Annotated in this window: 20 protein-coding genes and 1 tRNA gene; 10 read left to right on the top strand and 11 right to left on the bottom strand. The window is 68.0% G+C overall.

The features are described from left to right. Positions 1 to 139 precede the first annotated feature (139 nt). Entirely contained in the window at positions 140 to 1,498 is a 1,359-nt protein-coding gene (locus AC1DFR_RS10885) for a protein kinase domain-containing protein (protein WP_476873307.1), read from the top strand. Between the two features lie 26 nt (positions 1,499 to 1,524). Here AC1DFR_RS10885 and AC1DFR_RS10880 read toward each other — a convergent pair whose 3' ends face one another. Further along, positions 1,525 to 2,733 carry a PucR family transcriptional regulator gene (locus tag AC1DFR_RS10880; RefSeq protein WP_476849894.1) on the bottom strand — a complete coding sequence of 403 codons (1,209 nt, stop codon included), beginning with the start codon at positions 2,731 to 2,733 and terminating at the stop codon, positions 1,525 to 1,527. A gap of 97 nt (positions 2,734 to 2,830) precedes the next feature. On the opposite strand from AC1DFR_RS10880, the gene AC1DFR_RS10875 reads away from it, so the two are divergent. Beyond that, on the top strand, positions 2,831 to 3,910 hold the full coding sequence (locus tag AC1DFR_RS10875) for a ferredoxin reductase (protein ID WP_028276907.1): 1,080 nt from the start codon (positions 2,831 to 2,833) through the stop codon (positions 3,908 to 3,910). Between the two features lie 13 nt (positions 3,911 to 3,923). Continuing rightward, positions 3,924 to 5,135, top strand: a complete 1,212-nt coding sequence (locus tag AC1DFR_RS10870; RefSeq protein ID WP_243178328.1) for a fatty acid desaturase family protein — start codon at positions 3,924 to 3,926, stop codon at positions 5,133 to 5,135. A gap of 89 nt (positions 5,136 to 5,224) precedes the next feature. On the opposite strand, the gene AC1DFR_RS10865 is transcribed toward AC1DFR_RS10870, so the two are convergent. The 4 genes from AC1DFR_RS10865 to AC1DFR_RS10850 form a co-directional block, all read right to left on the bottom strand. Continuing rightward, a complete protein-coding gene (locus tag AC1DFR_RS10865) occupies positions 5,225 to 5,860 on the bottom strand; it encodes a class I SAM-dependent methyltransferase (RefSeq protein ID WP_476849893.1) in 636 nt (211 codons plus the stop codon). 16 nt (positions 5,861 to 5,876) lie between these two features. Continuing rightward, entirely contained in the window at positions 5,877 to 8,003 is a 2,127-nt protein-coding gene (locus AC1DFR_RS10860) for a copper-translocating P-type ATPase (RefSeq protein WP_476873306.1), read from the bottom strand. A 157-nt stretch (positions 8,004 to 8,160) separates the two neighbouring features. Further along, positions 8,161 to 9,534: a DNA repair protein RadA gene (gene radA, locus AC1DFR_RS10855; RefSeq protein ID WP_223914678.1), complete on the bottom strand. Its 1,374-nt coding sequence runs from the start codon at positions 9,532 to 9,534 to the stop codon at positions 8,161 to 8,163. 86 nt (positions 9,535 to 9,620) lie between these two features. After that, the gene (locus AC1DFR_RS10850) at positions 9,621 to 10,748 is read right to left on the bottom strand and encodes an FUSC family protein (RefSeq protein WP_230007454.1); all 1,128 of its coding nucleotides are present in this window, start codon (positions 10,746 to 10,748) and stop codon (positions 9,621 to 9,623) included. A 275-nt stretch (positions 10,749 to 11,023) separates the two neighbouring features. Here AC1DFR_RS10850 and pstS point away from each other — a divergent pair, with 275 nt between their 5' ends. The 4 genes from pstS (at position 11,024) to pstB (ending at position 15,224) form a co-directional block, all read left to right on the top strand. After that, complete coding sequence (pstS, locus tag AC1DFR_RS10845; protein WP_476873305.1) at positions 11,024 to 12,145, top strand: phosphate ABC transporter substrate-binding protein PstS; 1,122 nt, start codon at positions 11,024 to 11,026, stop codon at positions 12,143 to 12,145. 210 nt (positions 12,146 to 12,355) lie between these two features. Beyond that, positions 12,356 to 13,288, top strand: coding sequence for a phosphate ABC transporter permease subunit PstC (gene pstC / locus AC1DFR_RS10840; RefSeq protein WP_476873304.1), 933 nt, complete (start codon positions 12,356 to 12,358; stop codon positions 13,286 to 13,288). Beyond that, a complete protein-coding gene (pstA, locus tag AC1DFR_RS10835; RefSeq protein ID WP_476849889.1) occupies positions 13,289 to 14,398 on the top strand; it encodes a phosphate ABC transporter permease PstA in 1,110 nt (369 codons plus the stop codon). It abuts the gene before it with no gap. Positions 14,399 to 14,444: 46 nt separating this feature from the next. Beyond that, a complete protein-coding gene (gene pstB, locus AC1DFR_RS10830) occupies positions 14,445 to 15,224 on the top strand; it encodes a phosphate ABC transporter ATP-binding protein PstB (RefSeq protein ID WP_018774898.1) in 780 nt (259 codons plus the stop codon). A gap of 11 nt (positions 15,225 to 15,235) precedes the next feature. Here pstB and AC1DFR_RS10825 read toward each other — a convergent pair whose 3' ends face one another. The 3 genes from AC1DFR_RS10825 to AC1DFR_RS10815 all read right to left on the bottom strand — a co-directional run bounded on the left by AC1DFR_RS10825 (position 15,236) and on the right by AC1DFR_RS10815 (position 17,898). Next, a complete protein-coding gene (locus tag AC1DFR_RS10825) occupies positions 15,236 to 16,252 on the bottom strand; it encodes an inorganic phosphate transporter (RefSeq protein ID WP_230008137.1) in 1,017 nt (338 codons plus the stop codon). Between the two features lies 1 nt (position 16,253). Next, the gene (locus tag AC1DFR_RS10820) at positions 16,254 to 16,871 is read right to left on the bottom strand and encodes a DUF47 domain-containing protein (protein WP_028276610.1); all 618 of its coding nucleotides are present in this window, start codon (positions 16,869 to 16,871) and stop codon (positions 16,254 to 16,256) included. A gap of 373 nt (positions 16,872 to 17,244) precedes the next feature. Continuing rightward, positions 17,245 to 17,898 carry a hypothetical protein gene (locus tag AC1DFR_RS10815; RefSeq protein WP_018774895.1) on the bottom strand — a complete coding sequence of 218 codons (654 nt, stop codon included), beginning with the start codon at positions 17,896 to 17,898 and terminating at the stop codon, positions 17,245 to 17,247. A gap of 202 nt (positions 17,899 to 18,100) precedes the next feature. Here AC1DFR_RS10815 and AC1DFR_RS10810 point away from each other — a divergent pair. Further along, positions 18,101 to 18,173: transfer RNA gene (locus tag AC1DFR_RS10810), tRNA-Lys, on the top strand. A gap of 259 nt (positions 18,174 to 18,432) precedes the next feature. Here AC1DFR_RS10810 and AC1DFR_RS10805 read toward each other — a convergent pair. Together AC1DFR_RS10805 and AC1DFR_RS10800 are read right to left on the bottom strand one after the other, a co-directional pair. Next, positions 18,433 to 18,789, bottom strand: coding sequence for a hypothetical protein (locus tag AC1DFR_RS10805; protein WP_476873303.1), 357 nt, complete (start codon positions 18,787 to 18,789; stop codon positions 18,433 to 18,435). Between the two features lie 50 nt (positions 18,790 to 18,839). Beyond that, positions 18,840 to 19,106 carry a hypothetical protein gene (locus AC1DFR_RS10800; protein ID WP_476870193.1) on the bottom strand — a complete coding sequence of 89 codons (267 nt, stop codon included), beginning with the start codon at positions 19,104 to 19,106 and terminating at the stop codon, positions 18,840 to 18,842. A gap of 143 nt (positions 19,107 to 19,249) precedes the next feature. Here AC1DFR_RS10800 and AC1DFR_RS10795 point away from each other — a divergent pair, with 143 nt between their 5' ends. Continuing rightward, positions 19,250 to 19,744, top strand: coding sequence for a MarR family winged helix-turn-helix transcriptional regulator (locus AC1DFR_RS10795; RefSeq protein WP_028276609.1), 495 nt, complete (start codon positions 19,250 to 19,252; stop codon positions 19,742 to 19,744). Positions 19,745 to 19,808: 64 nt separating this feature from the next. Continuing rightward, positions 19,809 to 20,156 (top strand): hypothetical protein, encoded by a 348-nt coding sequence (locus AC1DFR_RS10790; RefSeq protein ID WP_476849886.1) that lies wholly within the window; start codon positions 19,809 to 19,811, stop codon positions 20,154 to 20,156. A gap of 51 nt (positions 20,157 to 20,207) precedes the next feature. Here the strand turns inward: AC1DFR_RS10790 and AC1DFR_RS10785 are convergent, their stop codons facing one another. Beyond that, positions 20,208 to 21,308, bottom strand: a complete 1,101-nt coding sequence (locus AC1DFR_RS10785; protein WP_476873302.1) for a lactonase family protein — start codon at positions 21,306 to 21,308, stop codon at positions 20,208 to 20,210. Positions 21,309 to 21,354: the final 46 nt, after the last annotated feature.

Here is a 21,354-nt window from a genome sequence, read left to right as displayed (position 1 = left end):
TCTTCCGGAATCCGGTTTCCGCGTTATGATAAGTAAGCTTGCTTATGGTGCGGGTGCCGGGATTTGTCCCGGCTTTGGACTGATCCGCCCGCTTCCAGCGGCGGCCCCATTAGAGGGACCACGTAGACCTTTGACAACCATGGACCCCGGTTTCCTGCTCAGCGGGCGCTACCGGATCGAAGAACTCATTGGCAGGGGCAGCCAATCGAGCGTGTACCGTGCCACGGACGAGGTCCTGGGGCGTGAAGTGGCAGTCAAACTCTTCCGCGAGGGGACAGTGGACGAAGAGCGGACCCGCAGGCAGGCCGATGAAGTGCGGATCCTGGCGGGGATGGCCCACCACGCCCTCGTGACACTGTTCGACGCCGGCACGGACCTCAGTGACCCGACCCGCCGGCTCAGTTATCTGGTGATGGAACTCGTCCGCGGCCCCGACCTGCGCCGCCGCTCGGCCGAGGGTCCGCTGTCGGCGGCCCACATGGCGCTGATCGGACACGATCTCGCCGACGGTCTTGCGCACATCCACCACCACGGCATCATCCACCGGGACGTCAAGCCGGCCAACATCCTGCTCGTGGACTACAGCGTCGAGGACCGGCGCGCCCGCGCCAAACTCAGCGACTTCGGTGTGGCCATCACCATCCGCGAAGGCCACCACGGCGACCCCGATGACAGCTCCGGCACCCCGGCCTACCTCAGCCCTGAACAGGCGGCCGGCGAACCGGCTGGCCCCGCCAGCGACGTCTATTCGCTGGGGCTGGTCCTGCTGGAAGGCCTGACAGGGAAAGTGGCTTATCCGGGCGCGCCGGTGCAGTCCGCCCTGGCCCGGCTGCTCCACGACCCGGACGTCCCCGAAGACATCGCGCCCATGTGGGCGGCCCTGCTGACCTCCATGCTGGACAGGGATCCGGCCGCCCGCCCGCCGGCCCGGGAAGTGTCCCTGGCCCTGCGCCAGGAAGTCATCAACGGCACAGGGCGCCGCCGCCGGGACCCGGCCGCGCTGTTGACCGACGAAGAAGGGCGCATGCGTGCGGTCGAGCGGTACCGGATCCTGGACACTCCCGCGGACGGCGTCTTTGACCGGATCGCGGCGCTGGCCGCACGCATGTTCTCGGTGCCCGTGGCGATTGTCAGTGTTGTGGACCATGACCGCATCTGGTTCAAGTCCCACCACGGCACGGATGTCACCGAAATCGGCCGGGACCCCGGATTGTGCGCCTCCGCCGTCCTGCAGGGCGATGCCTGGATTGTCCGGGACGCTGTCAACGATCCCCGGACGCTGGCCAACCCCCTCGTGGCAGGCGAGTTCGGCCTGCAGTTCTATGCCGGGGTGCCGCTGCGCACTCCGGACGGCTACAACCTGGGCACCTTCTGCATCCTGGACCGTGAGCCCCGCGAGTTTAGCGATGAGGACACTGCCGCGCTGGAGGACCTGGCGGCGCTCGTGATGCACGACCTGGAGCTGCGGCTCCACAGCCGGCGGGCGCTCGCCGGGTAACCTGCGGTCCGCCCGACGGGCTTGGCCTACCGCCGGCCGGCGTGCAGGGCCAGTTCGAGTTCGAAGCGCGCCGTTGGGTCCTCGAGGGCGTCGCCAAAGAGCTCGCGCAGCTGGGCCGCCCGGTAGCCCACGGTCTGCGGGTGGATCCCGAGCTCGGCGGCCACGGGCGCCCGCTGGCCCCAGTGGCGCAACCAGGAGAGCAGGGTTTCGGCGAGCCGGTCGCGCTGTGCGGGCCGGAGCCCTTCCAGCGGCGCGAGCCGGCGGTTGGCGAGTTCGGTGATCGCCGAGGGTTCTGCACCGAGAATCACCTGCGCCAAGTGCTCGTCGGCCCAGATCGGGGGGTCATCCGGTCCCTCCCGCGGAGGCAGTGCTGCGGCGGCCAGCACGGCCAGCCGCAGCGAATCCGGAACCCTCTCCCAGCCCCCGGCCGGTCCCACGGAAGCGCCGCGCCCCTTCAGGGCACGGTCCAGGTCGTCCCGGGCGGAGCGCGACATCCGCGCCGGCACCAGGGCGACAACATCGGTCTCGCGCTCAATCACAAGGGTGCCCGGGCCCAGGCGCAGCCGCAGCCCGGCCGCGCGGTCCAGCGGCAGCGTCACCACCGCCATGCGCTGGGGCAGGGACCAGTCCGCCATCGCCGCCGTCTGGCGCAGGGCCGCCTCGTCGGCCTGGCCGAGCAGGAGCAGGTCCAGCAGTTCGGTGCGCCGCCGGTCCACTGCTCCGGCCCGTTCGGACTGCTCAAAGGCGTAGGCCTCGGCGCTGACCGCCGACAGCTCATCGATGTACGCGAGGATCGATTCGCCCAGATCCACCACGACGCCCTGGCCCAGATGGTGTTCGACTGAGACTTTGGACATCTCCCGGAACGTCACGCGGGCGCCCATCCGGTAGGCGCTCAGGAGCGCGTCCATGCTCCGCCCCTGCCGGAACTCGCCGCTGCCCAGCCCGGCCACCAGCTCCCGGCTTTCCTCGGACAGCGCTGGCAGCCGGGTCCCGGGCAGTTGCAGGAAGCGGTCCAGTGCCGCGGCCACGCCCCTGCGCAGCCCCCTGCCAAAGCGCCCCTCGATCGGCCTGGCGTATGCCGGGACGAGCTGCGGGACGGCTTCGATGATGGCCTCCACAATGCCGGGCATCCGCGGCCGCAGCATGTCGCTGACCTCCCGCGGCAGGGCCAGCCAGGGAGGATCGTAGGCGGGGGTGGGGCCGGCAGGCTCCCGGGCAGGGGATGTGTTCATGAACAGTCCGATGAGTTGTTGCGGCGGGATAGTTTTCTTGAGTCGATCGTATGCCTTGGGTGAAGAAGTATGGCGCAATCTGACATAAGCTTGATGAATGATCCGGCTCCGTAAGCTGGCGCGCGCCGCATCTCTACTGACCACCCCACTAGCTCCAGAAGACATTCTGTCGCTGTTCAATCCTGTGTTTTCCGCCCGCCAATTGCGCGGCGTAGTCACCAGGGTGGTTCCAGAAACGGCCGATTCCGCCACCATTTTCTTCCGTCCCGGCCGCGGCTGGCAAGCACATCTTGCCGGCCAGTGGGCCCGTATTGGCGTCGAGCTCGACGGTGTCCGCCACTGGCGGTCCTACTCGCTCAGCGCCCCCGCCGGACAGGACCCGGCAATCACCGTGACCGACATGGGCGCCGTCTCCGGGGCCCTCGTGCGCGGCACCAAGCCCGGCGACGTCCTGTTCCTGGCGCCCCCGCAGGGCGATTTCGTCCTGCCCGAGCATCCGCGGCCGCTGCTCATGCTCACGGCCGGCAGCGGGATCACCCCGGTGATGTCGATGATCCGCACGCTCGTTCCGCACCGCCCGGATTCGGACGTCGTCCTGATCCACACCGCCCGCACCGCCGCGGACACCATCTTCCGTGAAGAACTCGCCGAGCTCGCCGACCAGTTCCCCAACCTGCGCGTCACGCACTGGTTCACCGGTGAGAGCGGACGGCTGGACTTCACCTCGGCCGCCGACCTGGACCGGCTCTGCCCGGACTGGCGCCAGCGCGCCGCCTACGCATGCGGTCCGGAAGGGTTCCTCAACGACGCCGAGGCGCTGTGGGAGGCCGAAGCGGAGGACGCCCAGCAGGCCGCGGCCAGCTCGGGCACCCTGACCATCGAACGCTTCAGCACCAGCCTCGCCGGCGGCGCCGGGCACGACGGCGGCCTGGTCACCTTCGAGGCCTCCGACCGTGAAGTCGAGGCCGATGGCGACACCCCGCTGCTCGATGTCGGCGAGGACGCCGGCATCCTCATGCCCAGCGGCTGCCGGATGGGTATCTGCCACAGCTGCCTCATCCCGCTGCGGGCAGGCCACGTCCGTGACCTGCGCACCAACGAAGTGCACGGCGAGCCCGGCCAACTAATCCAGACGTGCGTGTCGGCAGCCGCCGGCCCCGTTAACCTCGACCTCTGAGGAGTATCACCGCATGACGATTGTTTCCAACAAACCGGACCTTTCCGACGCCGACACCCCCGCCACCAGCGGTTCAGCCGACACAGCGAAGGTCGTCACGGTCGCGAAGACGCGGCCCGGCGCCCTCGCCGAGACCGGCAGCCCGCTGCTGCGTCCGCCCGCGGCCGCCCACCTCTCCGACGAGCAGGTGGCGGAGCTGGGGCGCGAACTCGACGCCATCAAGGATGACATCCTCGCCAAGCGCGGGTCCGCCGATGCCGCCTACATCCGCCGCATGATCAAGATCCAGCGCGGCCTGGAGCTCTCCGGCCGTGCCCTGCTCCTTGTCAGCAAGAAGAAGCCCGCCTGGTTCGCCGGCACCGCGCTGCTGAGCTTCGCCAAGATCCTGGAAAACATGGAACTTGGGCACAACATCCTGCACGGGCAGTGGGACTGGATGCGGGACCCGGACATCCACTCCACCACCTGGGAATGGGACTTCGTCACCCCCGCGCGCTCCTGGCAGCACACCCACAACGATCTCCACCACCGCTGGACAAATGTGGTCGGCAAGGACAACGACATCGGATACAACCTGCTGCGGATGGATCCGGACCAGAAATGGACGCCCTTCAACCTGGGCAACCCGCTGTACAACGCGCTGCTGGCACCGGTCTTCGAGTGGGGCATCGCGATCTACGACCTCGAACTGGTGGACTACAAAGAGGGCCGGAAGTCCAAGGAAGCCCTGACCAAGGACCTGAAGGCCCTCGGCCGCAAGGCACTGACGCAGTTCACCAAGGACTACGCCGCCACTCCCGCCGTCGCCATGCTGACCGGTTCCGGCAAGCAGGCCCTCTACGGCACGCTGACCGCCAACGCCGTCCGCAACGTGTGGGCGCACGCAGTGATCTTCTGCGGCCACTTCCCCGAAGGCACCGACACCTTCACCGAGGAAATGGTGGAGGGCGAGACCCGCGGTGACTGGTATGTGCGGCAGATGATCGGCTCGGCCAACATCTCCGGCTCCAAGTTCATGCACCTCATGACCGGCAACCTCTCGCACCAGATTGAGCACCACCTGTTCCCGGACCTGCCCTCGAACCGCTACGCGGAGGTGCAGCCGAAGGTGCAGGAGATCTGCAAGCGCTACGGACTGCCGTACACCACGGGTCCGCTGCTGAAGCAGGTCGGCTCCACGTGGGCGAAGATCTTCAAGCTGGCCCTGCCGCCCAAGAAGGCCTAGCAAATCCAGGCCGGCTCAGCCGGAGCGAAATCATGAGAGGGGTTTCTGCCATCGGGGCAGGCGCCCCTCTTCGTTGTGCCGGGGCGGGGTCAGGATTTGCCCGCCATGCCGAGGACGTGGGCCAGCCGCGGATTGCCGGGAAGCACCGAAAAGCCGAAGCGCTCGATGCCCTGCACGCTCAGGCCTGCCGCGGCGATCATGGCTGCGGTGTCACGGTTCGGGTGGCATCCGCCTGCCATCCGGCCCCACAGCGGTGTGAGCAGGTCTTCGGCGGCCCCCAACAGGCGGTGCGCTGAGCGGACATGTTCGTAGAACAGCAGCAGGCCGCCGGGGCGCAGGACCCGGACCACCTCCGCCAGGGCGAGGGGCGGGTCCGCCACGCTGCAAAGCACCAAACTGGAGACGACGACGTCGGCCGAGTCATCCGCCGCCGGCAGCGCTTCCGCCACGCCGTCCCTCACCGTGACGGGCACAGGCGCCTTGCCGGCGGCGGCGAGGGCCAGCGCACGGAGCGTGGGGTCCGGTTCGAGGGCCAGCACGCCGGACACCGTGGAAGGGTAGAACGGGAAGGTGGCCCCGTAGCCCGCCCCGATTTCGATGACGAAGCCGTGCGCCGGCGCGACGAGCCGGCGGCGGTGCTCTGCTGCGCCGCGGGCGTCCATCCGCGGACCCACCCGGGCATACGATCTCCCGAATGATGACTCACGGCGGGTGGTTTCCGGCATCGGGGCCTCCACCAGGTCAGCTGACCGCGGCCGGGTTGAGCTTGAGCCCGCGCAGCAACTGGGCGTTCAGGGCAACCACAATGGTCGACGCCGACATCATCACGGCGCCCGCGGCGGGGGACAGGACAATTCCGGCGAAGGCGAGGACACCGGCAGCCAGCGGCACCGAGATGATGTTGTATCCGGTGGCCCACACGAGGTTTTGCCACATCTTCCGGTAGCTCGCCCTGGAAAGATCGAGCATTGACAGCACAGCCCGCGGATCGTTGCCGGCCAGGACCACGCCGGCGGATTCCACGGCCACGTCCGTGCCGCCGCCAATCGCGATCCCCACCTCCGCCCGTGCCAGCGCGGGGGAGTCGTTGACGCCGTCGCCCACCATGGCCACCTTCAGCCCGCGGCCCTGGAGCTCCGCCACTTTCTTGTCCTTGTCGGCGGGGAGGACCTCGGCGAACACTTCGTCGATGCCGAGCTCGGCGGCGACGGCGTGCGCCACCTGCCGGGCGTCGCCGGTGACCATGGCCACCTTGATGCCGCGTGCCTGCAGGGCCCGGACGGCCTGGCGGGACTCGGGCCGTACAGCGTCCTCGAGGCTGACAGCACCCAGGACCCTGCCGCCGTCCACGACATGGAGCACCGCCGCGCCGCGCTCCAGCCAGGTGCCGGTCGTGGCGGCCAACTCCGGCGGCTCCTGCAGACCCAGCTCCCGGAGCAGGGCCGGACCGCCCACCTGGACCGTGCGGCCATCGACCGTGGCGCGGACCCCGCGACCGGTCAGCGACGTGAACCCGTCCGCCGTCGGAAGATTCAGTCCCCGTTCCCGGGCGGCGGCAACGATTGAGCGGGCCAGGGGATGTTCGCTGTCGGCCTCCACGGCGGCCGCGAGTGCCAGCACCGTATCCTGCGCAGCGTCTTGGCCGGTTGTTCCCGCGTCTGCGGCGGCGACTTCCTTGAGTTCCGGTTCGCCCCTGGTCAGGGTTCCGGTCTTGTCGAACAGCACGACATCGACTGTCCGCATGCGCTCCAGCGCCATCCGGTTCTTGATCAGGACGCCCGCCCGGGCGGCGCGCTCGGTGGAAATGGCGATGACGAGCGGGATGGCAAGGCCGAGGGCGTGGGGGCAGGCGATCACCAGGACCGTCACGGTGCGGGTGACCGCGTCTCCTATGCTGCCCATCAGGGTCCAGAAGATGAACGTCAGGACGCCGGTGCCGGCTGCGAAGTAGAAGAGGAAGGCCGCAGCCCGGTCGGCCAGGGCCTGGGCCCGGGAGGAGGACGCCTGCGCCTCGGCCACGAGGCGCCGGATCCCGGCGAGGGCCGTGTCCTCGCCGATGGCCGACACCCGGACCCGCACGGAGTTGTCAGTGGCGATGGTTCCGGCCACCACGGGATCCCCCGGGGCCCGCAGGACGGTTTTTGATTCGCCCGTGATCATGGATTCGTCGAATTCGGCCTGCCCTCCGCTGACGGTGCCGTCGGCCGGCATCCGGCCGCCGGGGCGGACCAGGATAGTGTCCCCGGCGCGGAGTTCGGCGAGGCTGACGGTCTCCGTGCCGGCGGCCGTGACGCGTTCCGCTTCGTCGGGCAGCAGCGCCGCCAGGGCATCCAGCGCACCCTGCGCCGAGCCGAGGGCGCGCATCTCGATCCAGTGGCCCAGCAGCATGATGGGGACCAGCAGCGCCAGCTCCCACCAGAAGTCGAGATCGAAGCCGCCGATGCCGAGGCTGGTCACCCACGAGGCGATAAAGGCGACGCTGATGGCCATGGCAATCAGCAGCATCATCCCCGGTTTTCGCGTCTTCAGTTCATTGAGTCCGCCCTTGAGGAACGGACGGCCGCCGTAGAGGTAGATCGCCGTGCCGAACACCGGCGGGATCCACGCTGAGCCGGGGAAAGCGGGAGGAGCGTAGCCCAGGAGTTCCGCGAACATGGGGCTGAAGAAGACCACCGGCACGGCCAGGGCCAGCGTCAGCCAGAACCTGTCCCTGAACATCGCGACGCTGTGCCCGGCATGCTGGCCGTGGCTGTGTACCGTGTGCTCATCCGCGGCGGAGCCCACGGCATGGTTGCCGTGCGGCGTCCCGCCCGGGCTGTGGTTCCTGAGGCCCTGGTCCGCGCCGGGGCTGCTGTGCCGGTGTTCCATGGTGTGTGCTCCTGACGGATGCTCAGTCATCTGCGGCTACGCCAAACATACCCCCGGGGGGTATCTTTGGCAAGAGGGCATTTCCAGCCTCAGCGGACCTCGATAACGCCCATCATCCCGAGGTCCCAGACCACCAGACCACCCGGCATTCGCGGCGTCAGCTGATCAGCAGTCCCAGGGCCTCGGCCAGGTGGCCGACCTCGCGGACCGAGAAGCCCGCCGGAACCGGTCCGTGCCCGTTGGGGCTGGCCGGTACCACGGCATGGGTGAAGCCGAGCCGGTGCGCCTCCTGGATGCGCTGGTTGATGCCGGGCACCGGGCGGACTTCGCCCGCCAGGCCCACCTCGCCGAAGGCTATGAGCCGCTGGGGGAGCGGCTTCCTGGCCTTGGCGGAGGCCACCGCCAGGGCCACGGCGAGGTCCGTCGCGGGTTCGCTGAGCTTGACCCCGCCGACCGTTGCCACGTATGAGTCGTCCTTGTTCAGCAGGCAGCCGGCGCGCTGCTGCAGGACGGCCAGCAGCATCGCGACGCGCGAGCTGTCGAGCCCGCTGGTGGCGCGGCGGGGCTGGGAGCTGGCGCTCTCGGCGAGCAGCGCCTGCACCTCGGCCAGCAGCGGCCGGCGGCCCTCCAGCGTGACCGTGATGCAGGTTCCCGAAACGGGCTCCTTGGTCCGGGAGACGAACAGCCCACTGGGATCGGCGAGGCCCTCGATGCCGTCCTCGTTCAGATCGAAGCAGCCGACGTCGTCGGTGGGTCCGTAGCGGTTCTTGACCGCGCGCAGCAGCCGCAGCCGCGAGTGCCGTTCGCCTTCGAACTGGCAGACGACGTCCACGAGGTGTTCCAGCAGCCGGGGCCCGGCGATGGAGCCGTCCTTGGTCACGTGCCCGACCAGCAGCGTGGTCATGTTGCGGCGCTTGGCCGCGGCGATCAGGGACGCCGCCACCTCGCGCACCTGGGACACGCCGCCGGCGCTGCCCTCGACGTCGGCGCTGCTGAGGGTCTGCACGGAGTCCACCACCAGCAGGCGCGGCTCCAGCTTCTCCACCTGCCCCAGGGCCTGCCCCAGGTCAGTTTCGGCGGACAGGTACAGGGATTCGGCGACGGCGTCGATCCGGTCCGCGCGGAGCTTGACCTGGGCCGCGGATTCCTCACCGGTGATGTAGAGGACGTCCTGCGCCGTGCGGGCGAACTTGGCCGCAACGTCCAGCAGCAGCGTCGACTTGCCCACCCCGGGCTCGCCCGCCAGCAGGATCACGGCGCCTGGCACCAGCCCGCCGCCGAGCACACGGTCGAGTTCATCCACGCCGGTGGGCAGGAAAGCGGCGGTAGTGGCGTCGACGTCGGCGATCCGGCGGGCCGGTTCCAGGACCGTCGTGGCCGCCGTCGTCCGGGCGACGGCGGTGCCGGTCTCCTCCACGCTGCCCCACGCCTGGCACTCGCCGCAGCGGCCCACCCACTTGGCCGTCGTCCAGCCGCATTCGGCGCATTTATAGCCGGGCGCCTTCGGCCCCCGGGAAGTCTTCGTAGCCATTGGTCCACACTATCGGGGGCCAGCGACAACAAGTGCGCCGGCGGGGGGCCAGTGACAACAAGCGCGCCGTGCGCCAGCTGCAGCAGCTACAGCGGGGGCAGGATGTCCCGGGCTTCCTTGGAATCCAGCCCCGCGGCCTCGAGCAGGTCCACCATGAGCGGGCGGAACAACATGACCACCGTTTCGCCCTCCAGCCGCTGGACGTCCAGTATCCGCGGATGCAGCCGGACGGCGATCTCGCGCAGCTCCGAGCGTGCTGTCCGCAGGTGGGCGCGGCGGGCGCCGTCGTGTACTTCCGCCAGGCCGAGCGAGAGTTCGTCGACGGCGGCGGCCGTCTCCTGCAGGACCTCGGCGATGTTCTGGGTGGCCTCGTCCGAGAGCGCCGCATGGTTGATGGCGCTGGTCAGGCGGCGCGCAAAGACCCGGCTGTTGCGCAGCGCAAGATCGATGTAGTCCAGCGACTGCTCCATCTGGTCCAGCTCGTCCCGGTGCCGCCGGTAGGCTGGGGCCAGGGTTGCCACTTCGCCGGAGGCACGCAGCGACTGGCGCATGGCGTCGACGAGCGGCTGGCAGTTCCGGCCCCTGATGAGGGCATGCCAGGCCTGGGTGGAATCGCTGTAGCTCAGCGCCGAGGCGCATTCCCGCAGCACCTCGGCGAGTTCGTGCAGGAGCTTCTTGACGTCGCTGCGGGGTTCGCGCCGCGGATCCTTGGGAACGAGGACGGTCATCAGCAGCGCGAACACTCCGCCCACCACGGCGTCGATGCTGCGGGTGAACGGGCCCCCGATCGGTGCGGGCAGGAGCACCACGAGGACCGACTGCAGGCCCAGTTGCGTCGTGAAAATCGTCCCGCTGTCCAGGAACCTGGCCAGCAGGATGGAGAAAAGGAGCACGACGGCGGCCTGCCAGATTCCGGAGCCCAGCCAGTGCAGCAGCAGGTCTCCGACCACGATTCCGAGCGTGCAGCCCAAGCCCACCTCGATGACGCGGCGCAGTCTGGGGTCGCGGGAAAAACCGAGCGCAATAAGGGATGACGTGGCCGCAAACAACGGCCCGCTGTGGCCCAGGACGTATTCTGCGAAAGCGTAAGCGCCCACGGCGCATGTGGTCATCTGGATGGCCGGGCCCAGGGAGTTCCGGCTCCGGACAAAGCCGGTGCGGACCCGGCCGCGCAGGAATCGTGCGCTTGCGGAGAGTCCAGTCGCGGAGGCCATGCCCTCCAGTCTATTTGCTGCGCCGGGACGGCCGGCACGGCAGGACACGGCACGGGCCGCGGGCACTGTGTGGCTGATACGACTGTGACGCACAGAACACAATGGCGGCCCGGCATATGTAAGCCAATAGTCCCGCGTCGTTCACCGGCCGTTCACTTTGGTCCGCAATTCTCTTCACCTGGGCCACTTACGGTCGGTAAAGGTACAAACCCGTACGCATCCCTGCGGGCCTTCTCCAGGCCCGGCACTCACAGCCCTGGAAGGGGTACAACTCAGTGAAGGCTCTCCGCTTCGGCCGCAACGCGGCTATTGCTGTAATCGCCGTCGGCGCACTTGCGCTGACCGCCTGCGGTTCGGACAACGCAACCAACACGGCCCAGACCGCGGCGCCGTCCGCCTCGGGTCCCGCGGTCACCGGCACCCTGACCGGCATCGGTTCTTCCGCCCAGGGCGCAGCCATGGATGTCTGGAAGACCAACTTCGCTACCGCGAACCAGGGCGCAACTGTGCAGTACTCCCCGGACGGTTCCGGCGCCGGACGCAAGGCGATCCTCGACGGCTCGGCCCAGTTCGCCGGCTCCGATGCCTACCTCAAGGATGACGAACTCGCCAGCTCCAAGGAAAAGTGTGGTCCCGACGGAGCCATTGACATTCCGGTCTACATTTCCCCGATCGCCGTCGCCTTCAACGTCCCTGGCATCACGGACCTGAAGCTCGACGCCGCCACCGTCGCAAAGATCTTCCGCGGCGAGGTCGCCAACTGGAATGACCCCGCCATCGCGGCTATGAACCCGGGCGTCCAGCTGCCGGACCTCAAGGTCACACCGGTGAACCGCTCCGATGACTCGGGCACCACCACCAACTTCACCGACTACCTGTCCGCCGTAGCCCCCTCCGTGTGGACCGACAAGGCAGCCGGCGTCTGGCCCGCCAGCCTGAAGGGCGAGAACGCCAAGGGCACCTCCGGCGTCGTCAAGACTGTCACCGACACCCCCGGCGCCGTGACCTACGCCGACGACTCCGCTGTCAGCGGCAAGCTCGGCACCGCGCAGATCAAGGTCGGCGACTCCTTCACGAAGATCTCCGCCGAGGCAGCTTCCAAGGCAGTCGACCAGGGCAAGCCGGTCGAGGGCCGCAACGCCAACGACCTCGCCATCAAGCTGGACCGCACCACCACGGCCGCGGGTGCCTACCCGATCGTCCTGGTGTCCTACCACATCGTCTGCACCACCTACGACACGCAGGCCACCGCTGACCTGGTCAAGGCCTTCGTCAAGTACGCCGCCTCCGACGCGGGCCAGCAGGCCGCCGCCGACGCCGCCAAGTCGGCGCCGCTGTCCAAGACCCTCCAGGACAAGGCAATGGCTGCCGTCGACTCCGTCAAGGCCAAGGCCTAGGAATACGCTGCGCCGCGAGGCGAAGTGGAAAAGGGCATAGTGGAAACACGGGCCTGATCAAGGTTCCCTGCATCATGGCGGCCGTCACCGGCGGCCGCCATGGAGCAGGGAACTGACGCGTTTGTTCCATACATCAAGATTTGCCGGGCACCGGCCGCGGAGGCCTCCGCACCCGGCGCCCGGATCCCATCCAAACCGAAGGACCGTGAAGTGACCACCACCTCCCTGACCAAGTCCCGGGGCGCAGGCCACGCCGGTGACAAAGTCTTTTCCGCAGCCACCTTGGCAGCAGGGTGTTTGATCCTCGTCGTGCTCTTCGGCGTGGCACTGTTTCTCGTGATCCAGGCGCTCCCCGCCCTCGTGGCTCCGGCGGACAAGATCCAGGGCGGCGAAGGATTCTTCACCTACATCTGGCCGCTCGTCATCGGCACCCTCATCGCCTCGGTGATCGCTCTCGTGATCGCGACGCCGATCGCGATCGGCGTCGCGCTGTTCATTTCGCACTTCGCGCCGCGCCAGCTCGCCTCCGGCCTGGGTTACGTGATTGACCTCCTCGCCGCCATCCCGTCCGTGGTCTACGGCGCCTGGGGCGTCGCGTTCCTGGCCAAGGAAATCTCGCCGTCGTACAACTGGCTGGCCGAGAACATGGGCTGGCTGCCGATCTTCCAGGGCCCCGCCTCCGCCACCGGCAAGACCATCCTGACGGCCGGCATCGTGCTCGCCGTCATGGTCCTGCCGATCATCACCTCCCTGACCCGCGAAATCTTCCTGCAGACCCCCAGGCTGCACGAAGAGGCCGCGCTGGCGCTCGGGGCCACCCGCTGGGAGATGATCCGGATGACCGTGCTGCCGTTCGGCCGGCCGGGAATCATCAGCGCCGTGATGCTGGGACTGGGCCGGGCCCTCGGCGAGACCATGGCCGTCGCGCTGGTGCTGTCCTCCGGAGCCCTGACCGCCAGCCTGATCCAGACCGGCAACCAGACCATCGCCGCCGAAATCGCCCTGAACTTCCCCGAGGCCAGTGGGCTCAAGGTCAGCACGCTGATCGCCGCGGGCCTGGTGCTGTTCGTCATTACCCTCGGAGTGAACATGATTGCCCGGGGAATCATCAGCCGGCACAAAGAATTCTCGGGAGCCAACTAAATGACCTCCACCCTGACTCCGGTACGCAAGCGCTCGGCGCTGACCAGGGGCCAACTGCCCAAGGCCGCGCCGTACATCGTCCTGGCCGTTGCCTTGATCCTCGGCGCCGCGATCCTCGCGCTGATCGGCTTCAATGCCTTCGGCTGGGGAATCGTCTCCGCCATCCTCTTCGCCGCCGGCCTGGTGGGCTGGAGCCTTATTGTGGAAGGCGCCCGCAAAGCCAAGGACAAGCTGGCCACCTGCCTGGTTGTGGGGGCCTTCCTGGTTGCCCTGCTGCCCCTGTTCTCGGTGATCTGGACCGTGCTGATCAATGGGCTCCCCGGGCTCCTGGATCCCGGTTTCCTCACCACCTCCATGAACGGTGTCACCGGCGCCTTTGACAACAAGACGGTCGAGGAAGGTGCCCCCCTGCTGGGCGGCATCTACCACGCGCTCATGGGCACCTTGCTGATCACGGTGCTCGCCACCCTCATCTCGGTCCCCGTGGGCCTGCTGACCGCGATCTACCTCGTGGAATACGGCGAGGACCGCGCACTGGCCCGGGCCATCACCTTCTTCGTGGACGTCATGACCGGCATCCCCTCGATTGTCGCCGGCCTGTTCGCCGCCGCCGCGTTCTTCGCGGTGGTCGGCCCGGGCACCAAGACCGGCGCCGTCGCCGCCGTCGCACTGTCGGTGCTGATGATCCCGGTGGTGGTCCGCTCCAGCGAGGAAATGCTCAAGATCGTGCCCAACGAACTCCGCGAGGCCGCCTACGCCCTCGGCGTCCGCAAGTGGCGGACCATCCTCAAGGTGGTCCTCCCGACGGCGATCTCCGGCATCGCGTCCGGCATCACCCTGGCGATCGCCCGCGTGATCGGCGAAACCGCGCCGATTCTGGTCACCGCCGGATTCGCGACCACCATCAACACCAACGTGTTCAGCGGCTGGATGGCCTCGCTGCCGACCTTCATCTACACCCAGATCCTGAACCCCACCTCGCCGTCCAACCCGGATCCGTCCTCCCAACGGGCCTGGGGGGCGGCCCTGGTGCTCATCATCCTGGTGATGCTGCTCAACCTCGGCGCCCGCCTGATTGCCCGCATCTTCGCCCCCAAGACAGGCCGCTAGGCCATCCGCGCCCGCCGCCCCTACCTCCAGCAAGTGAAGGAACACCATGTCTAAGCGCATCGACGTCAAGGACCTGAACGTCTACTACAGCAAATTCCTGGCCGTCGAAGGCGTCAACATCAACATCGACGCCAAGTCCGTCACGGCCTTCATCGGCCCCTCGGGCTGCGGCAAGTCCACCTTCCTGCGCACCCTGAACCGCATGCACGAGGTCATTCCCGGTGCGAGGGTTGAGGGCGAAGTGCTGCTGGACGGGGACAACCTGTACGGCCCCGGCGTCGATCCGGTCACCGTCCGGTCCCAGATCGGCATGGTGTTCCAGCGCCCCAACCCGTTCCCCACCATGTCCATCCGGGACAACGTGCTGGCCGGCGTGAAGCTGAACAACACGAAGATCTCCAAGGGCGAGGCCGATGTCCTGGTGGAGCGGTCCCTGCAGGGGGCCAACCTCTGGAATGAGGTCAAGGACCGTCTGGCCAAGCCCGGCTCCGGGCTCTCCGGCGGCCAGCAGCAGCGCCTGTGCATTGCGCGCGCGATTGCCGTTGAACCCCAGGTGATCCTCATGGACGAGCCCTGCTCCGCCCTGGACCCGATCTCGACGCTGGCCATTGAGGACCTCATCAACGAGCTCAAGGACCAGTACACGGTGGTGATCGTGACGCACAACATGCAGCAGGCGGCCCGCGTGTCGGACAAGACGGCCTTCTTCAACATTGCCGGCACCGGCAAGCCGGGCAAGCTGATCGAGTTCGGCGACACCCCCACGATCTTCAGCAACCCGACCGAGAAGGCCACCGAGGACTACGTCTCCGGCCGCTTCGGATAACCAACCGAGTCCTACAGGCCGGCCACCGTCGATAGCGCCAACTGCAGGACGAACGCGGCGGCGGCGGTGACAACCGGGGTCGCTACCCAGAACACCAGGATGCGGATCACCAGCCGCCGGTCGGTGCCCGGGAAACTCTGGTTGGCGCCGGCGCCAAGGGTTGCCGCCGTCACCGTGTGCGTGGTGGAGACGGGCCAGTGCAGCCCGATCGCGCCCACCAGCAGCATCACCGCGCTGTACATCTGCGCGACGAATCCGCGCAGGGGATCGACCCGGGTCAGCCGGTAGCCGATGGTGTAGGAAATCCGCCACCCGCCCGCCAGGGTTCCCGCCGACAGCAAGACGGCCGTCAGCAGGGCCACCCACGCCGGCACTGAACCGCCGTCGGAGAGACCGGCCGCCAGCAGCGCCAGGATCACCACGGCGCTGGTGCGTTGGCCGTCCTGCAGCCCGTGCCCGAAGGCGACGGCGCCCGCGGCAATGGCCTGGGCCCGCCGGGAGCGGGTGTTGACGACATTGGGCGGCGTGTACCGGGCCGCCCAGCCCGCGGGCCAGACCAGCAGGAACGACCCCGCATAGGCGATCACCGGTGAGATCAGCAGCGGGAGCACCACCTGGGACAGGAGCGAGGCGTCAACGCCCATGACGGGGTTTCCGCCGACGGCGACGCTCGCGACCCCCGCCCCGGCGAGGCCGCCGACCAGGGCATGGGTGGAGGACGAGGGAATGCCGCGCCACCACAAGTAGACGCCCCAGAGGATGGCGCTCAGCAGCGCGGCCAGCAGAATCGTCAGGCCGTTTGTGCCCGGCGGCAGCGACAGCCACGCCTGGCTGACGGCCAGCGCCAGGACGGCGCTCAGCCCGGCACCGATGAAGTTGAACAGGCTGGCCAGAATCACCGCCACAGTTGGGGTCAGCGCCCGCGTCCGCACGGCCAGCGCCACCGACGAGGACGCGTCCCTGAACCCGTTGAGGAATGCAAAGGCCCCGGCGCAGAGCAGCACCAGGGCAAGGAAGAAGAGCACCACGTCAGGATTCCTTGACGATGATGCTGCCCACCTGGGTGGCGATCCGGCGCATGTCCTTCGTGACTTCCACGAGCTGGTTCGCGACGTCGCGGTTGCGCGCGTACTGCATGGCCTTCATCTCGTGGAGCATGTCCGCGACCCAGACCCGGTGCGTGCGCTCGGCACGCTTGGCCAGGCGCAGGATCTCGATCCAGTAGTCCTCGAGGTCGTCCAGATTGTTTAGCCGCCGCATCGCATCGACCGTTAGTTCGGCCTGGCGGCTGATGATTTCCAGCTGGTCGGCGGCCCGCCTGGGCAGCCGTTCGAGCTTGTAGAGGGAGACGAGCTCGGCGGCGGCGTCGAGCTTCTCCATGGCCTCGTTGAGGAACCGGGACAGCGTGTACATGTCCTCGCGCGGCAGCGGGTTCACGAAGCTGGTGCGCATGTGGGTCAGGAGGGCAAAGTGCAGCTCCGCGGATTTGGCCTCGTGGTTGTGCATGTCCTCCACCAGCCGGGCATGCTCGCTGGCCGGGGCGCCGAGGATCTCCGAGAGTGTTCCGGTCCCCAGCACGATCTGGCGCGCCATTTGGGAGAGCAGGTTCAGTCCGGCGGACTCCTGGGGGAACAGGCGCAGCTTCACGTGGTGTCACCGGTCTTCCGGGAGGAGGTTCGCGGGTGGAGCCGGCCGGCCGTGTGACTTGACGGTGACCAGTGCATACGCATCACTTTACCGTCCGCGGCGGGTCCGGCCGGCCCGACGCGGCGTGTGACGGCGCAGGTGAAAACCGGGCGAACATCAGGGTAAGAAGGCATGAAAATGGTGCCGAACCGGATACGCCTCTCGGCGGTAGGCCGCTCTAGGCGGCTAAATGTTGAAGCCCGGGGGTTTCGCGGTTCGGCACCGCTTTTAGTTTTCTACGTAGGTTCATGCAAGTCAACATTGACAGCCTGCCCGCGTCGTGCGTGTCCTGGGTGCTGCGGGCCCTTCATCCGGGCCCCTGCCGCCAGGCCCCTCAGTCCAGCTCGCCCAGCCGCCACGCGTTGGCGGCGTGCTCGAGGTCCTCGGCCGTCTTGACGAGCAGATGCGAGTTGCGGGTGAGTTTGCTGGCGTGGTTTTCGTTGCTGTGCTCGGCGTTGTCCGCAAGCGTTGCCTGGCCCAGGGCCACCACGCGGCAGAACGCTGCGGAGCGTTCCAGGGCGACGTCGAATTCGCCGTCGAACGCCCCGGAGAGGATGGCGTCCGCCATGGATTTCATCTCATCGGCGCCGGGCGGTTCGGCCGCGCCGGCGACCACATGCGAAACCTGGGCCGTGTCCTTGCCCGCCTTGAAGTAGACGGAGATCCGCTCGGGATCCTGGATGGTGGCGGCCCGCAGGGCGTACAGGCGCCACAGTGCGCCGGGGAGGGACCGGGCGGGGCTTTCGGCCCACATTTCGGCGATTGCTTCCAGGCCCTGCTCATCGGCGAGTTTGACGAGCCGTTTGGTGACTTTGGGGTCGTCGCTGTCCCGGCCGCGGCGCACGAGAGCCTGCGCGGCCAGATGGGCCGCCTCCGAGACGCGGGCAGGATCGGCCCCTCCGGCGAAAGGCTCAAAGTCGATCGGTGCGAAGGGTTTCGGCTTGTGGTGCCGCGGGCCGGGGGCGCTTGATCCTGCTTGCTCGCTCATGCCCCCACGCTACTCCAGTGCCGCAAGGGAATCGAGGATCGGTGCGCGCTGCTGCCGTAGACGCCGGGGGCCGACGCCGCCGGTGCGGCCAACGTGAAAAAAGCCGGCCCGGGTCTGGGGTACAGTGTTAACGTCCAGAAATGGACTGGGCCGAAACGCGCTGCATCAGCGGATTTATCCGCTGATTCGGGGCTGTCGGCTGGGGCCTTTAGCTCAGTTGGTAGAGCATCGGACTTTTAATCCGTGGGTCGTGGGTTCGATCCCCACAGGGCCCACTCTTTTAGCGAAGAGTGGAAAAACCCCGGTTTTCTGCAATTGCAGGGGATCGGGGTTTTTTTTGTGTGCGTTTTCTGATTGTTTTGGAAGATGGGCTAGGCCCTTCGTGGGGACATTTTGGAGACATTGCCCTGGGTGGCCTCCAGACCGGCAGCCCTGGCGGACTCAAATGCGCGCGATACTTTCGTCCAGCCGTTCCGGCCATGAATGCCCGTAAGTGTTCAGTGTCGCCGTGGCATCTTTGTGTCCAAGCAGGGGCTAAACGACGTTGACGTCGGCGCCAGCAACTACGGCGGCGCTTGCCGCGGTGTGCCTGAGCTTGTGGGAAGTTAGCCCGGTTCCGCCCAAACCGACGTCGTGCGTGGCGAGGTTGAACACGCGGTTACGCCAGTTGTGCGCATTCAGAGCCTCCGGCAGCCGCGGCTGGAAAACGGACGCCTCGTGGAAATCCAGAACCGGCCGCGGGGTTGCGGTCAGCAGGGTGTGAATGTGGCCGAGGCTTAGGGTTTCAGCGGGCCGCGCATTGGGGCTGCCTCGACCCTGGCGGACGGCTGCCCCGGGCTCACTCCTGCCAAGGGCTGCTGACCCAGCGGTGCGGATAGTGGGCCCGGCCATCTGCCCCGGCACCTCGACCGATCAGCGCTGTCGATCGTGGCTTTTCGCGCTCAGTCTCTCGGGCCGATCTCGTCCTTCCGGTACCCCAGCGTCTTCAGGGTTTCTATCATCTTGTTGGCCATTTGCACGTCACCGTCTGCCACGCCCTCCCGGGCGTGGATCAGGGACATCCTGTATCCGTCGGGGAGGACGGCCGTGACGATCCACTCGTGCCTGGTCCAACGAAACGTGGAGAAGATCCCAGTTGCGTTATGAACGAGCAATTCCATCCGCTCGGCTAGTTCCATCCCCTGCCTGTCTATTGCAATCCGGGCCATCAGTTTCCCTTGGCGTCCCAGTGCCGTTTATCAGCCGTGAGCAGTCTTTATTGGGTTGTGCGCCTTAGCGTATATAGATTGTGGACGCCGGTATAGGCTCATTTGCACGGCTGGCTAGTTACCAGTTCCGCTAGGCTTGGCGAATGGACTCCCACGGCGCCTCCGGATACTGGTATGGCCCCGATGACAGCCTGGATCCTCCGGCGGCGATCCTGCAGGCCCTCCGCGACTATCGGATCTCGGAGGTGGCGACCAGGCGGTCCACCCGCGATTCGATGGGCATGGGAGAGACGGACCTGCTGGCTTTGCGCTACCTGCTGCGGGCTAAGGCGACAGGCGAACGGGTTGGCCCGAAGGATCTCAGCCGCGTCCTGGGCATCACCACCGCTTCCACAACGTCCCTGATCGACCGGCTGGTAGCAAGCGGGCACGTCCGGCGGGAGCCGCACCCGACGGACCGGCGCTCCCTTGTGATCGTGCCGACGGTGGCGACGGATTCCGAAGTCCGCGCCACGCTTGGACACATGCACCGGCGCATGATGGAGGTGGCAGAGTCCATGAGCGCGGAGGACGCCCGCGTGGTCATTACTTTCCTCCGCCGGATGAGCGCGGCCATCGGCGCCGAGCGGCATAACTAGCTCGTTTAACTAGTTATATGTATGCTTACTACTTGTTTTTTAGATCTCAACGAGAGTAGGCGCCGTGGCTGAATCCGCAACCCTGACCGGGGACCCTGCGACAGTGCTCCCGCCCGGCGCCCCGCTGCACTGCGGCGCACCCATGCAGTGGACCTCGCCGGAGCCGGCGATGCCCTCCTACTCGTTCGGGCCCGCGGACCCGTCCCTCGATCTTCCGGCCCTGTGGCGCTGTCCCTGTGGCTTCCAGCTCGACGGCGGTATCCAGCCGGGGGACGGACTCCACTTCGCCGACGGTTTCCAGGCGGAGAGCGTGTTCCAGCCGGAGGGAGGGTTTCAGTTGGGCGGGATCCAGTTGGATGGGGGCGAACAGGGCGTCCATCAGGCTGCTGCGGGGCTTGCCGCGGCCTGCTGACCCGGCGGCCTGCTCTTCGCCGCAGCACCGCGTCAGCCGGGCGCCGGCTCCTCACCCCCGGTGCGCCAGCCGGGGCCGGGCCGGCACCAGCGCCGTGGGGGAGGCCACCTGCAGCCGGTCCGCAGGGATACCCGGCAACCCTGATGCCGCGTCCAGAGGAAACGTCACGATGTCGCCGGAGCGTTCGTGGGCGACGTGCAGCAAGCCGTCGCGGACCACGTGGTGCCGGGGCCAGTCGCCGCCGCTGGGGACGTCGGCCACCGGACGCAGCGCCGCGCCCCCGGCCTCCACCTCCAGCACGCAGACCCGGTTCGAACCGCGGACGCCCACATAGGCGTACCTGCCGTCGGCCGCCAACGCGATCTCTGCCGCCGAATCATCCGGCTGCGCCCCGGCGGCGCCGGCGGGCCCGACGAATCCGAGCCGGAAGTCCCCGGAGTCCGGCGACAACCCGGCCACAGCCACCTCGATTGAATACTCGGTCACCACAAAGACATGGCCGCCCTGATGCTGGACCAGGTGCCGGGGGCCGCTGCCCCGCGGCAGGACCACCTCGTGGTCCAGGGCCGGCCCCAGAGCCAGCCCCGGTCCGGATCCGACATTCCAGATCCGCAGCAGGTCGTGGCCGAGGTCGGTGGTCATCACCCTGCCGTCGGCCAGCATAAGTGCCGCATGAGCGCGGCTCGGCCGTTTTTCCCGTTCGCCGGGGCCGCCGCCGGGAGTCTCACCGTACGGGTCGCGCGATTCGACGCCGGCCGTCCGGTCAACAATGCCGCCGTCGGCGTCGAGCTCATAGAACAGCACCCGGCCGTCGCCCCAGCAGCAGACAACGAGGAAACGGCCGGAAGGCTCGACGGCGACATGGCAGGCCGCGTCACCGGCCGGCCACGCCGGGCCCGCGGGCTCCAGTCCAAACGCGCCGGCCCGGCGGTAGGCCCGGACGGTCCTGGCCTGCTCGGCCACGGCATAGACCACAGGGAGAGACGGGTGGACCGCCAGGAAGGACGGCGAGTCGGCCGCCGCCGCAACACCCAACCAGCGCAATGTGCCGTCGGCCGCCGCGGCAACCGCGCCGATCCCCGTGCCGCGGCCGCCGGAATCTGCCGTGTAGGAGCCGGTCCAGATGAGATCGTGGGCAGGGAGGGAGTCCATGCTGCCATCCTGCCAGCCGCCGCCGCCAAGGCATCCCAAGCAGGCG

The sequence above is a fragment of the Arthrobacter sp. 05T410 genome, from assembly GCF_056396505.1.
This window is presented reverse-complemented; position numbering and strand designations above follow the sequence as displayed.

Bases quoted from the DNA above. Each gene is read 5' to 3' on its own strand.
- AC1DFR_RS10885 (WP_476873307.1), top strand. From the start codon at position 140: ATGGACCCCGGTTTCCTGCTCAGCGGGCGCTACCGGATCGAAGAACTC.
- AC1DFR_RS10880 (WP_476849894.1), bottom strand. From the start codon at position 2,733: ATGAACACATCCCCTGCCCGGGAGCCTGCCGGCCCCACCCCCGCCTAC.
- AC1DFR_RS10875 (WP_028276907.1), top strand. From the start codon at position 2,831: ATGATCCGGCTCCGTAAGCTGGCGCGCGCCGCATCTCTACTGACCACC.
- AC1DFR_RS10870 (WP_243178328.1), top strand. From the start codon at position 3,924: ATGACGATTGTTTCCAACAAACCGGACCTTTCCGACGCCGACACCCCC.
- AC1DFR_RS10865 (WP_476849893.1), bottom strand. From the start codon at position 5,860: ATGCCGGAAACCACCCGCCGTGAGTCATCATTCGGGAGATCGTATGCC.
- AC1DFR_RS10860 (WP_476873306.1), bottom strand. From the start codon at position 8,003: ATGGAACACCGGCACAGCAGCCCCGGCGCGGACCAGGGCCTCAGGAAC.
- radA (WP_223914678.1), bottom strand. From the start codon at position 9,534: ATGGCTACGAAGACTTCCCGGGGGCCGAAGGCGCCCGGCTATAAATGC.
- AC1DFR_RS10850 (WP_230007454.1), bottom strand. From the start codon at position 10,748: ATGGCCTCCGCGACTGGACTCTCCGCAAGCGCACGATTCCTGCGCGGC.
- pstA (WP_476849889.1), top strand. From the start codon at position 13,289: ATGACCTCCACCCTGACTCCGGTACGCAAGCGCTCGGCGCTGACCAGG.
- pstB (WP_018774898.1), top strand. From the start codon at position 14,445: ATGTCTAAGCGCATCGACGTCAAGGACCTGAACGTCTACTACAGCAAA.
- AC1DFR_RS10815 (WP_018774895.1), bottom strand. From the start codon at position 17,898: ATGAGCGAGCAAGCAGGATCAAGCGCCCCCGGCCCGCGGCACCACAAG.
- AC1DFR_RS10805 (WP_476873303.1), bottom strand. From the start codon at position 18,789: ATGGCCGGGCCCACTATCCGCACCGCTGGGTCAGCAGCCCTTGGCAGG.
- AC1DFR_RS10800 (WP_476870193.1), bottom strand. From the start codon at position 19,106: ATGGCCCGGATTGCAATAGACAGGCAGGGGATGGAACTAGCCGAGCGG.
- AC1DFR_RS10795 (WP_028276609.1), top strand. From the start codon at position 19,250: ATGGACTCCCACGGCGCCTCCGGATACTGGTATGGCCCCGATGACAGC.
- AC1DFR_RS10785 (WP_476873302.1), bottom strand. From the start codon at position 21,308: ATGGACTCCCTCCCTGCCCACGATCTCATCTGGACCGGCTCCTACACG.